At 34.7% G+C, this 10,952-nt stretch carries 13 protein-coding genes; 12 read left to right on the forward strand and 1 reads right to left on the reverse strand.

Annotated elements, in window-relative coordinates:
* Positions 1-283 precede the first annotated feature (283 nt).
* Genes HMPREF0367_RS01740 through holA form a run of 8 tightly spaced genes read left to right on the forward strand, consistent with a single transcriptional unit; the run spans position 284 to position 6,243 of the window.
* Positions 284-535, forward strand: coding sequence for an IreB family regulatory phosphoprotein (locus tag HMPREF0367_RS01740; RefSeq protein WP_022355233.1), 252 nt, complete (start codon positions 284-286; stop codon positions 533-535).
* Positions 535-957: a Holliday junction resolvase RuvX gene (gene ruvX, locus HMPREF0367_RS01745; RefSeq protein ID WP_035400559.1), complete on the forward strand. Its 423-nt coding sequence runs from the start codon at positions 535-537 to the stop codon at positions 955-957. Before HMPREF0367_RS01740 ends, ruvX begins: the two co-directional genes overlap by 1 nt.
* Positions 958-990: 33 nt before the next feature.
* The gene (locus HMPREF0367_RS01750; protein WP_022355231.1) at positions 991-1,245 is read left to right on the forward strand and encodes a DUF1292 domain-containing protein; all 255 of its coding nucleotides are present in this window, start codon (positions 991-993) and stop codon (positions 1,243-1,245) included.
* Positions 1,238-2,329, forward strand: coding sequence for an endolytic transglycosylase MltG (mltG, locus tag HMPREF0367_RS01755; RefSeq protein WP_035400562.1), 1,092 nt, complete (start codon positions 1,238-1,240; stop codon positions 2,327-2,329). Before HMPREF0367_RS01750 ends, mltG begins: the two co-directional genes overlap by 8 nt.
* Before the next feature lie 50 nt (positions 2,330-2,379).
* Positions 2,380-2,868, forward strand: coding sequence for a transcription elongation factor GreA (greA, locus tag HMPREF0367_RS01760; RefSeq protein WP_035400563.1), 489 nt, complete (start codon positions 2,380-2,382; stop codon positions 2,866-2,868).
* A gap of 44 nt (positions 2,869-2,912) precedes the next feature.
* Complete coding sequence (locus HMPREF0367_RS01765) at positions 2,913-3,395, forward strand: ComEA family DNA-binding protein (RefSeq protein ID WP_239414216.1); 483 nt, start codon at positions 2,913-2,915, stop codon at positions 3,393-3,395.
* A complete protein-coding gene (locus HMPREF0367_RS01770) occupies positions 3,392-5,311 on the forward strand; it encodes a ComEC/Rec2 family competence protein (protein WP_035400566.1) in 1,920 nt (639 codons plus the stop codon). Before HMPREF0367_RS01765 ends, HMPREF0367_RS01770 begins: the two co-directional genes overlap by 4 nt.
* Positions 5,308-6,243: a DNA polymerase III subunit delta gene (gene holA, locus HMPREF0367_RS01775; protein ID WP_035400570.1), complete on the forward strand. Its 936-nt coding sequence runs from the start codon at positions 5,308-5,310 to the stop codon at positions 6,241-6,243. The genes HMPREF0367_RS01770 and holA overlap by 4 nt, the downstream gene beginning before the upstream one ends.
* A gap of 61 nt (positions 6,244-6,304) precedes the next feature.
* Here the strand turns inward: holA and rpsT are convergent, their stop codons facing one another.
* A complete protein-coding gene (gene rpsT, locus HMPREF0367_RS01780) occupies positions 6,305-6,568 on the reverse strand; it encodes a 30S ribosomal protein S20 (protein ID WP_015535955.1) in 264 nt (87 codons plus the stop codon).
* Between the two features lie 113 nt (positions 6,569-6,681).
* Between rpsT and fmt the strand changes: the two genes are divergently transcribed.
* The 4 genes from fmt (at position 6,682) to rpsO (ending at position 10,855) form a co-directional block, all read left to right on the forward strand.
* Positions 6,682-7,614: a methionyl-tRNA formyltransferase gene (gene fmt, locus HMPREF0367_RS01785; RefSeq protein ID WP_022355225.1), complete on the forward strand. Its 933-nt coding sequence runs from the start codon at positions 6,682-6,684 to the stop codon at positions 7,612-7,614.
* 9 nt (positions 7,615-7,623) lie between these two features.
* Positions 7,624-9,426: a translation elongation factor 4 gene (lepA, locus tag HMPREF0367_RS01790; protein ID WP_035400573.1), complete on the forward strand. Its 1,803-nt coding sequence runs from the start codon at positions 7,624-7,626 to the stop codon at positions 9,424-9,426.
* Positions 9,426-10,499, forward strand: a complete 1,074-nt coding sequence (hemW, locus tag HMPREF0367_RS01795) for a radical SAM family heme chaperone HemW (RefSeq protein ID WP_035400574.1) — start codon at positions 9,426-9,428, stop codon at positions 10,497-10,499. Before lepA ends, hemW begins: the two co-directional genes overlap by 1 nt.
* An 89-nt stretch (positions 10,500-10,588) precedes the next feature.
* On the forward strand, positions 10,589-10,855 hold the full coding sequence (gene rpsO, locus HMPREF0367_RS01800) for a 30S ribosomal protein S15 (protein ID WP_015535960.1): 267 nt from the start codon (positions 10,589-10,591) through the stop codon (positions 10,853-10,855).
* Positions 10,856-10,952 lie beyond the last annotated feature (97 nt).

The raw sequence follows: 10,952 nt of genomic DNA on the forward strand, positions 1-10,952 counted from the left end.
ATTAAAGAAAGGAATATCGGATTCTTATATTTTGGAGATTACCGGAGTATCTTCTGAACTATTAATGAAAGCTAAACAATCAATACATTAGCTGTTTGAATAGTGTAAACAAATGATAATAAAATTTTATCGTTTTATCTTTATTCATTCTATGTGGGGACTTTTTAATGAAAACTTGCATTTTTTATGTGGAATTTCCCAAAAACACTTGAAAAAAATCAAAAAGGTTTTCATTTAAAATTAGATAATGTATAATGTTTTTATGTTAAGGAGTGTGATGAAGATGAGAGACATTACCGAAACAATGACATTTACAACGGAAGAAATTCGCCGCGAAAATATCAAAGCGATCTTACGTGAAGTAAGTGATGCGTTAGAAGAACGTGGTTATAATTCTGAAAACCAGATTGCAGGTTATCTTATCAGCAATGATCCAGCGTATATTTCTTCTCATAAGAACGCACGTAATCTGATTCAACGAATCGAACGTTATGAGATCATTGAAGAGTTGGTTCGTGCATATTTGGAGAAATAATGGAAAAGATCATCGGACTGGATCTTGGCAGTGTTACTTGTGGAGTTGCGATCAGTGAAACAGGTATCGTGGCAAGAGCCTTAACAACTATTCGTTTTGCGCCAGATGATTATGATGAATGTTTTGATAAGCTATTAGATCTATTAGAAGAACATCACGTTAAGACAATTGTTTTAGGATTACCTAAGCACATGAATGGCGACGTTGGTGTGCGAGGACAATTATCTATAGATTTTGGTGCGGAACTCGAAAAAGAAGGCTATCATGTTCATCTTTGGGATGAGAGACTGACGACGGTCAGCGCTCAAAGATTTTTGCTTGAGGGGGACGTTTCTAGAAAGAAACGAAAAAAAGTAATTGACCAGATGGCTGCAGTGCAAATTTTGCAGAGCTTTTTAGACAGACAAAACGGGGGCATTTGATCCTCCGTATTTTTTTGGAAAGGAAGAAAAACTATGTTAGATTCAAACAGCTTATATGTCAAAGACGAAAATGGAAATGAAAAACGTATGACCATATTGTTTACTTTTGATAATGAAGTAACAAAAAAACAATATGTTGTTTTCCAAGACCCAGAACAAGATGAAGATGAAGTCTATGCTTCAGCTTATGATGAAAATGGACAGTTACTGCCAATTGAAACCGATGAAGAATGGGAAATGGTAGAAGAAGTTATCAATACTTTTGTTGAGGACAACGAAAATGCCTAAATCTAGAAGAAGACCAAAGAAAAACAATACGGTTCGTAATATACTTTTAGTAATCGTATTGGTCTTAGTTGTAGTATTAGGGGGAATATTTGGCTATGGCTATATTAACTTGCAGCCAGTTGGAGATGGTTCTAATACGATAGATTTTCAAATCGAAGAGGGTTCTGATTTTGATGAAGTTTTAAATGATCTAGAAGACCAGAACTTGATTCGATCTGCTACAGTTAGTAAGTTGTATGCTAGAGTTACAGGACATCAGGAATATTATGCAGGTTTCTTCGAATTAAATGACGGTATGAGCACCGGTGATATCTTGAGCCATATAGGCAATATAGAAAATGCAAAGACACAACAAGTCTCAATTACGATTCCAGAAGGAAAGTGGGCGAAGGAAATTGCTGCCAGCATCAGTGAACAGTTTCCTTATACGACTGAAGAAGTTTTGGCAACTTGGAATGATATAGAGTATATTCGCACTTTGGCAAACGATTATACGTTCTTAGATCCAGAAGCACTATCAAATGAGAATTATAAAGTGAAGCTGGAAGGGTATTTATTTCCGGAAACATATTTCTTTGACAAGGATGCAACAATTGATGAAATCACAAGAACATTGTTAAATGGGTTTGAAACGATTTATGAAAAGTATAAGACACAATTTGATAACAGTTCTTACTCAATACATCAACTTGTTTCTTTGGCAAGTGTAGTCCAGTTTGAATCAGGCAGTGCACAAGAAATGCCAACGATTGCTCAGGTATTCTATAATCGTCTAAATCAACAGATGCGTTTAGAATCCAGCGTTACGGTATGCTATGCATTGTATGATGAATTTAATGATCCACAGGATTGTGAAGTTAGAACCGATATCGAATCACCATATAACACATATTTAAATGATGGTTTACCAATTGGACCAATTTTAAATCCAGGTGAAGAGGCAATTAATGCCGTATTAAATCCTTCGCCAAATGATTATTTGTTCTTTGTGGCAGATATCTATGGAGATGGAAGTGTTTATTATTCGACAACCTATGAAGAACACCAGGCTAGAATGGAAGAATTAGGTCTAGTTATTGAATAATTTACGTTCTGTGATATAATTCAATCGCGTTAAAAATAAGGAGTGATAGTATGCCAAACGAAAAGTTTTACGTTACCAAAGAAGGTTATAATGATTTAGTTAAAGAACATGAAGAGTTAGTCCATAAAACACGTGCCGAAGTCATTGTCGAACTTCAGGAAGCCAGAGCACAAGGTGACTTGTCTGAAAACGCGGACTATGATGCAGCCAGAGAACATCAGGCACAAGTAGAAGCACGTATTCGCGAGTTGGAAGCTTTGATCAAAAATTCTGAAATCATTGAAGAATCAGATGGTAAGAAAAAAGCTGCAAAGAATGCGGTTGTTAAATTAGGTTCTGTGGTAACTTTGAAAGATTTATCCGATAATGTAGAAAATACATTCTCAATTGTAGGTTCAATCGAGGCCGATCCTTTGAATGGAAAACTTTCTAACAATACACCACTTGCAGAAGCTATCCTAGATCATAAGGTTGGAGATGTTGTTACTGTAAGTCGTGTAGATGAACCATATGATGTAGAAATTACAAAAATTGCATAAATTTTTGTCATTTAATCAATTTCGATTGTATTAGGAAAAGGGTGATGTTAATGAAAAAAGCTCTTTTCCTTTTTATTTTGTTTGGATTATTTTGTTTTGCCTATTTTGGACGATATCAACCAGTAAGTTTGGATGTAGCTAAACCAACAACGATTAGGGTTGAAATCAAAGGAGAAGTTGTCAATCCGGGTGTTTATACGCTTAAAATTGATGCTACTTTAGATGATCTGGTAAAACAGGCTGGCGGATTTACAGAACAAGCTCAAACCGATTCTTTGTCTTTGATGAAGCCTTTGGAAGACCAGGATACGATCTTTGTTTCCAAACGTACAGAAACACAAAAGATATCTTTAAATAGTGCGACTTTGGAACAACTTGATTCACTTCCTGGTATTGGCCCATCCATTGCTCAAAGGATCATTGACTATCGAAACAATATTCCTTTTGTGGAGTTGGAACAAATCAAAGAAGTCAAAGGCATTGGTGATAAACTTTATGAAAAGATCAAGGATTTGATCACGTTATGAAGTATTTTTGTCTATTTGCAGCTTTTGGATTCTGGATCAGTATTGCCATAAAAGATGTATTCTATGTCTGTTTGTTTATTATGGGTTTTTCTCTATTTTTGATGTATCGTTTTAAACGTAAATTGATCGTAATCATATGGGCATTATTTACAGTTTGTTTTGTTGTGTACATCAATAAGCCAATAGAAGAACCACAACCTGGTCAATATATGATTTATGAAATTAAGCCAAAATATTGTCTTGCAAGAAAGGATAATGTTTCAATCATTGTATATGGCATTGAAGATCCAGAGTATTTTGATGTCTATAAAATCAGTGAATTTGAAAAAGTAAATACGATAAAAAATATAGGACAGTTTGTCTTTGAAGAATATTTGCATAAACAATCCATCTACTACAGTGCAAATGTCAGCCGGTATATGTATGTAAAAACAGAAAATTCAATCAAGAATGATGTATATAATCATCTTAAAAACAGAAAACATGCTAACTTTTATTTATCTAATTTTTATGGGATCCGCAATGAAGATGTCAGTACTATCCTTATAAATTTGGGCTTACCAATCTTGGGCGTGATTTCCATATTGCGTAAGTTTCTTTTACGTTTGTTTTCAAAGAATACAAGCGAAATAATAATATTTTTATTAGCAATCTTATATGGCAGTATTTTTACCTTTACACCTAGTTTGGTTCGAATCACTTTGTTTCTTTTAGGAAAAATCGTCTTTTCAAAATGGGAATACCAATTAAGCTTTTCAACAATATTATTTTTGATGGTCTTACCCGGTTTTGCTACAGAGTTTATCTTTTTATTCCCGGTTTGCGCAATGTTAGTTTATCGATTCTGCCATGATTTGTTTAAGCGTATTTTTTTGATTCGTATCTTATTAATGACTTTTCAATTTATTTATTTTCATAGCGTGGATCTAGTTCTGTTTTTAGGATTTTCTATCTTGAGAAAATTAAATTCTTTAGTGTTTTTTATAAGCCTGGTCAGTTTATTTTATGAACCCATACTAACATTTATATTAGATATTTATGATGGTTTTATCATGCATCTTCCTTCTCTTGTGATCAATTATGCTCCTGGTTTTCTATTTATTATCGTGATATTCTGGCTGGTCTATGAAATATATAATGATCATCGATTTATATATCCTCTTTGTATCTGTCTTATCATGATTTTTTGTTCGAATTATTTAAACCCATTTTTTAATGTGTATATGTTGGATATAGGACAGGGTGATTGTACATTGATCGTGGAACCATTTATGCGCTCTGCAGTTATGATTGACTGTGGACAAAATCTATATCGAGACAATGTCGAAGAAATCATTGATCCATTTTTAAAAGCACGTCATATTTCTAAGCTGGATGCTTTGATCCTTACCCATGAAGATTTTGATCACAGTGGTGGTTTAGAAGCTTTAAAAGAAAAAGTAGAAATCAAACAAATTGTCCAGACCTCCAATCAAAAGATAGATGTGGATTATCCTTTCTTTTCTCTATTAGAAGATAGAAAATCTAATAATGAAAATGATAACAGTATCATTTCGTATTTTATCTACGATGGTATTCAATATCTATGGACAGGTGATGCAGGTATTGAAATTGAAGAACAATTCATGAAGGCATATCCAAAATTAGAAGTAGATGTTTTAAAACTTGGGCATCATGGATCTTCAACCAGTTCTTCCTATGCATTTTTAAAAGAAATCCAACCACAATTAGGTTTGATCAGTGTAGGAGCCAATAATCGCTATGGACACCCAGATAATGAAGTGATTTCCAATTGTGATAAATTAAATATTGACTTGTTGATGACCAAAGATGTCGGAATGATCCATATTTTTACTTTTAAAGGGATTGCGTTTTTTCGCACACAAACAGGATTATTTGGTATACTAGAATCATGAATTATATATTACATGGACATGATGAAGGAAGAGTGAAGCAAAAGATCAATGCATTAAAAACAAAACATCATATTCAAAATGTGATCGTTTTTGATGCGACAGATGATGAGCAGCAAAATGTATTCAATGAGATGGATACCATTTCCATTTTTGATGACGACAAGATGATCGTCATAGAGAATGCAACCTTTCTTTCCAGTAAAGATACCACTAAATATGATATCAAAGGTTTTATAGATCGAAGCACAAATGATGAAAGCGTGATCCTTGTGTTCTGCTGTCCGAGTGATAAGCTGGATACAAGAAAAAAGGCTGTTAAGGAATTGATATCAAAATCAACTGTATATCCATGTATTGCCTTGGATGAAAAATCACTGCCTGGATATATCAATGAAGAATTAAAGAAGCTAAATCTAAAAATGGATCGAGATGCGATCAAGTGGTTTAGTGCAAGAGCAGGATTTGATGCTTTACGCATTGAGCAGGAACTTATCAAATTCAAAACATTCAATGATCATATTACATTAAAGGATGTACAGGATCTTATGGTATGTGAACCATTGAATGATGTCTTTAAGATGGTAGATGCTCTTTTTGAAAGAAATGCGCTTCGATTATTGGCGTATTATCGTAATTTTAGAAAACTTAATATGGAGCCGGTTGCAATCAATGGTTTGTTATCTGGACAAATACGTTTTTTGTTTCAAGTTCGTGTGTTGATGGATCAAGGTAATTCTAAAGAAGAAATTGCCAGAAGATTAAAAGCCCATCCATATCGTGTGCAGATCAATATGCAAAGAGCTTATAATTTTACCAGTGATGAACTTTTAGAAAAGTTATCAATCTTGGCAAAACTAGATCAGGATATGAAGATGGGATTGGTTGATAAAGATGAGGGCTTTGAACAATTTATTTTAGGTATGTTACAGTAAAAGGGACTACAGTTGTAGCCCCTTTTGATTGAGTATAAAAAAAAGAACAAATGTTCTTTTCTTATTTTATAGAGTTAACAGCCGTAGCCAAACGTGATTTTTGACGGCTTGCATAATTTTTGTGATAGATACCTTTTGCGACAGCTTTGTCTAATTTAGAACAGCAACTGTTGTATGCAATAATAGCCGCTTCTTTATCCTGTGCATCTACTGCAGCCAATACAGCTTTAATACTAGATTTCAATGCACTTTTTTTAGATACGATCAGTTTGTGTGCTTTGTTGTTTGTCTTTACACGTTTCATCTGAGATTTGATTTGTGGCATGGTTTGCACCTCCTGACATAAATTGCATTGAGATTATAGCAAATTCTGTTATTTATTGCAACACAATCATCAAAAAATAGGGTATAATACCAAAAGTTATGGAGGGATGAGTTATGTTAGATATTCGATGTGTCTTTATGGGAACGCCCCAAATTGCGGCAACTGTATTAAGCTCTATGTTAGAAGCAGGCATCAAGATCGATCTTGTTGTCAGTCAACCCGACAAAAAAGTAGGACGAAAACAAAAAATAGTATACTCCCCTGTAAAACAGGTGGCAGTTGATCATGAAATAGAATGTTTCCAACCTGTTCGTATCAAGGAAGATCATCAAAGGATCTTGGATCTTAAACCAGATTTGATCGTAACTTGTGCATATGGACAAATTATTCCAGAGGATCTATTGAATGCACCACGTTTTGGGTGTGTCAATCTTCATGGCTCTATCTTACCAAAATATCGCGGAGGAGCCCCAATCCAGCGAGCTATCTGGAATGGAGATAAAGAGTCAGGTATGTCTTTGATGAAGATGGCAAAACGAATGGATGCTGGACCTGTTTTAGCCATAGAAAAAGTGAAGATTGAATCTCAGGATAATTCTACCAGTGTGTTTGAAAAGATGGGCCTTGCCGCCAGTAAGCTAATCTTAGACAACTTTGAATTGATTTGCTCAGACCAGGCACATTATGTAGAACAGGATGAAGATAAAGTTGTATTTGCACCTGTCATTACTAAACAGGAAGAAAAGATTGATTTTTCAAAAGATGATATCGAAATCCTGAACCAAATTCGCGCTTTGTCTTTTACTCCAGGTGCCTACGGTTTGATCAAAAATAAGAAACTGAAACTTTTGGAAGCTACATATCAAAAAGAACCTGTAAAACAGCCACTGGAAATTTTAGGGTTGCGAGACAATCATTTTGTGATTTCTTTGCACGAAGGCGTTTTATTGGTTTCAAAATTACAAATGGAAGGAAAACCAGTCATGCAGGCTAAAGACTTCTTCAATGGTCAAGGAAGAAACATGGTTGGTCAAATTATAGAATAGAGGTTTTATATGGATCAGAAGAATATACGAAATTTTTCAATTATTGCACATATCGATCATGGAAAGTCGACACTTGCCGATCGTATTCTTGAATTAACAGATACAGTTGAAAAAAGGGAAATGAAAGATCAGATTCTTGACAGCATGGATCTTGAAAGAGAAAGAGGAATCACGATAAAATTAAATGCCGTTCAGCTGGTATATCATGCCAAAGATGGACAGGATTATATCTTTCATTTGATCGATACACCTGGTCATGTGGATTTCTCTTATGAGGTATCTAGATCTTTAGCAGCATGTGACGGGGCTGTTTTAGTGGTCGATGCGGCTCAAGGTGTACAGGCACAGACTTTGGCCAATGTATATTTAGCTTTAGATAATGATCTGGAAATTTTACCAGTTTTAAATAAGATCGATCTTCCAAGTGCACAACCGGATGTCGTTAAAAAAGAAATAGAAGATCTGATTGGTTTGGATTGCTCTGAAGCCGTAGAAATCAGTGCTAAATCAGGATTGAATGTAGATAAAGTATTGGAAGAAATCGTGGCAAAACTGCCATGTCCAAGTGGAGATAACGAGGCTCCATTGCAGGCGCTTGTTTTCGATTCTCTTTATGATTCTTATCGAGGAATTATTGCCTTTATCAGTGTTAAAAATGGTTCGATCAAACCTAAGGATAAAATTCGTTTTATGGCAACCGGTGCTGAATACGAAGTGATTGAAGTGGGTGTAAGAACACCAAAAGAAGTGATTTGTGATGAGCTAAAGACAGGCGATGTAGGATGGATCTCAGCTGCAATTAAGAGCATTGAAGATGTTCGTGTCGGTGATACGATAACTAGTGCAACCAATCCTTGTGAAGAACCTTTAGCTGGATATCGCGAGATGCATCCAATGGTGTACTGTGGTTTATATCCGGTAGACAATGCACGATATGATGATTTAAAAGAAGCTTTGCAGAAATTAAAATTAAATGATGCAGCCTTGCAGTTTGAACCAGAAACATCACAGGCTTTAGGGTTTGGTTTCCGTTGTGGATTTTTAGGCTTGTTACATATGGATGTGGTTGAAGAGAGATTGGAAAGAGAATATAACTTGAATTTAATCGCGACAAGCCCAAGTGTTATTTATCACGTATATAAAACTGATGGAACAATGGTTGAAATTGATAACCCGGCAGCCTTGCCACCAGCGCAGAATATAGACCATATTGAAGAACCGTTTGTAAAAGCTGAAATCATGGTTCCAAAAGATTATGTAGGTCCAATGATGGATCTTTGTCAGAAAAAACGTGGAGAGTATGTTGACTTGCAGGTTTTAGATGATGTTCGAATGATGATGACTTATCAGTTACCACTATCTGAAATTATATTTGACTTCTTCGATAAGATGAAATCTTCTACCAAAGGCTATGCCAGCTTTGATTATGAATTCAGCGGATATCATACAAGCAAGCTTGTGAAGATGGATATCTTATTGAATGGACAGATCGTCGATGCCTTATCTACGATCGTGTATAAAGATTTTGCCTATAATCGAGGCAATGCCATGACGATCAAATTGAAAGATCTTATTCCTAAGCAGCAGTTTGAAATTCCTGTTCAGGCAGCGATTGGTGGAAAAGTCATTGCCCGAACAAACATCAAAGCATTGCGCAAAAACGTATTGGCAAAATGTTATGGTGGAGATATCTCTCGTAAGAAAAAATTGTTGGAAAAACAAAAAGAAGGAAAGAAGCGTATGAAGATGGTAGGAAGTGTTGAAATTCCTCAGGAAGCATTTATGGCTGTTCTTTCTATGGATGAAGATTAATGAAAGCTGTCTATTTACACGTTCCTTTCTGTGATTCGATTTGTGCATATTGTGATTTTTGTCGTATCATCACAAATGAAGATACAAAAAGTAAATGGATGGCACAAATTATTGAGGAAATCAAACAAAAAAACATTCATGAAGTGGATACTCTATATTTTGGAGGCGGAACCCCAAGTTCACTAACTTGTGAACAGTTTAAAAAAATTGCTTCATTATTTAATGTAAGTAAAGAATTCACGGTTGAATGCAATCCTGAATCATTAGATTTAGAAAAGATTCAACTTTATAAAAAATTAGGAGTCAATCGCATTAGTCTAGGCGTACAGACATTTAATGATCGTTTATTAAAAGTTATTAATCGCAAACATCGAAAAGAAGATATATTTCAAGTTATCCAGTTATTAAAGGAAAATGGTATTGATAATATATCAATTGATCTAATGTATGCTTTACCAGAACAAAGTTTAAAGGATGTTAAAAAAGATTTGGAAATTTTCCTGGATCTGGATATCAAACATTTATCGATCTATTCTTTGCAGATTGAAGAAAATTCAATCTTTGGCAGGCAGAATCTAAAACCGGTAGATGAAGATATCGAAGCAGATATGTATGAATTGATCTGTAGGACAATGGAAAAAGCTGGCTATCTTCATTATGAAATCAGTAGTTTTTGTAAACCAGGATACCATTCAAAACACAATCTGGCTTATTGGCAGGATGAAGATTTTATAGGACTTGGATGCGGTGCCAGTGGAAAAGAGAACAATGTGCGTTATGATAACACTCGTTCTTTAAAAACATATATTGAATCAGGAGCTAATCCTTATATATATGAAGAGACGCAAAAGGATAAGGCGTTTAATGCCATCATGATGGCATTAAGAACAACTTTTGGATTAGATATACAAAAATGGAATCAGCGTTATGATCAAGACTTTATAAAGAAGTATCAAAGCATCCTGGAGAAATACCATGACGTGTTAAAACTGGAGAATGGTATCCTATATCCTAGTAGAGAAGCTATGGAAATATTGAATACGATTCTAGTTGATTTTTTGTTGATTGATTGATAAAATATATACGCTTTTGTGCTGAGAGTTTGGAATCTCCAACCTTACCCTCGGGCAAAAAGGACATTAGAAATAGGAGGAAAAGAAAAATGTTATTAAAAGCAGAAAAACAGGCTATCATGAAAGAATATGCAATTCATGAAGGTGACACAGGTTCTCCTGAAGTACAGATCGCGGTATTGACTGAACAGATCAACCGTTTGACTGAGCACTTCAAAGAACACAAACATGACTATCATTCTCAAAGAGGTTTGATGAAGATGGTTGGTCGTCGTAAAAATATGCTTGCATATTTGAAGAGAACTGATCTTGAACGCTATAAAGCATTGATCGAAAAATTAGGTCTAAGAAAGTAATCCGATTTTGGATTACTTTTTTATTGTTTTGATACAAAATAAAATTTATTTTCTATCTTTTCCTTTTGGAGTATGATATTATTTCAAAGGCTAATAT

This window comes from Faecalitalea cylindroides ATCC 27803 (assembly GCF_000469305.1).
Classification (GTDB): domain Bacteria; phylum Bacillota_I; class Bacilli_A; order Erysipelotrichales; family Erysipelotrichaceae; genus Faecalitalea; species Faecalitalea cylindroides.

What these genes read in the sequence shown, in the direction of transcription:
- lepA (WP_035400573.1), top strand. Translation starts at nt 7,624, where the DNA reads ATGGATCAGAAGAATATACGAAATTTTTCAATTATTGCACATATCGAT.
- HMPREF0367_RS01740 (WP_022355233.1), top strand. Translation starts at nt 284, where the DNA reads ATGAGAGACATTACCGAAACAATGACATTTACAACGGAAGAAATTCGC.
- rpsO (WP_015535960.1), top strand. Translation starts at nt 10,589, where the DNA reads ATGTTATTAAAAGCAGAAAAACAGGCTATCATGAAAGAATATGCAATT.
- greA (WP_035400563.1), top strand. Translation starts at nt 2,380, where the DNA reads ATGCCAAACGAAAAGTTTTACGTTACCAAAGAAGGTTATAATGATTTA.
- holA (WP_035400570.1), top strand. Translation starts at nt 5,308, where the DNA reads ATGAATTATATATTACATGGACATGATGAAGGAAGAGTGAAGCAAAAG.
- HMPREF0367_RS01750 (WP_022355231.1), top strand. Translation starts at nt 991, where the DNA reads ATGTTAGATTCAAACAGCTTATATGTCAAAGACGAAAATGGAAATGAA.
- mltG (WP_035400562.1), top strand. Translation starts at nt 1,238, where the DNA reads ATGCCTAAATCTAGAAGAAGACCAAAGAAAAACAATACGGTTCGTAAT.
- ruvX (WP_035400559.1), top strand. Translation starts at nt 535, where the DNA reads ATGGAAAAGATCATCGGACTGGATCTTGGCAGTGTTACTTGTGGAGTT.
- HMPREF0367_RS01765 (WP_239414216.1), top strand. Translation starts at nt 2,913, where the DNA reads ATGTTAATGAAAAAAGCTCTTTTCCTTTTTATTTTGTTTGGATTATTT.
- fmt (WP_022355225.1), top strand. Translation starts at nt 6,682, where the DNA reads ATGTTAGATATTCGATGTGTCTTTATGGGAACGCCCCAAATTGCGGCA.
- rpsT (WP_015535955.1), bottom strand. Translation starts at nt 6,568, where the DNA reads ATGCCACAAATCAAATCTCAGATGAAACGTGTAAAGACAAACAACAAA.
- HMPREF0367_RS01770 (WP_035400566.1), top strand. Translation starts at nt 3,392, where the DNA reads ATGAAGTATTTTTGTCTATTTGCAGCTTTTGGATTCTGGATCAGTATT.
- hemW (WP_035400574.1), top strand. Translation starts at nt 9,426, where the DNA reads ATGAAAGCTGTCTATTTACACGTTCCTTTCTGTGATTCGATTTGTGCA.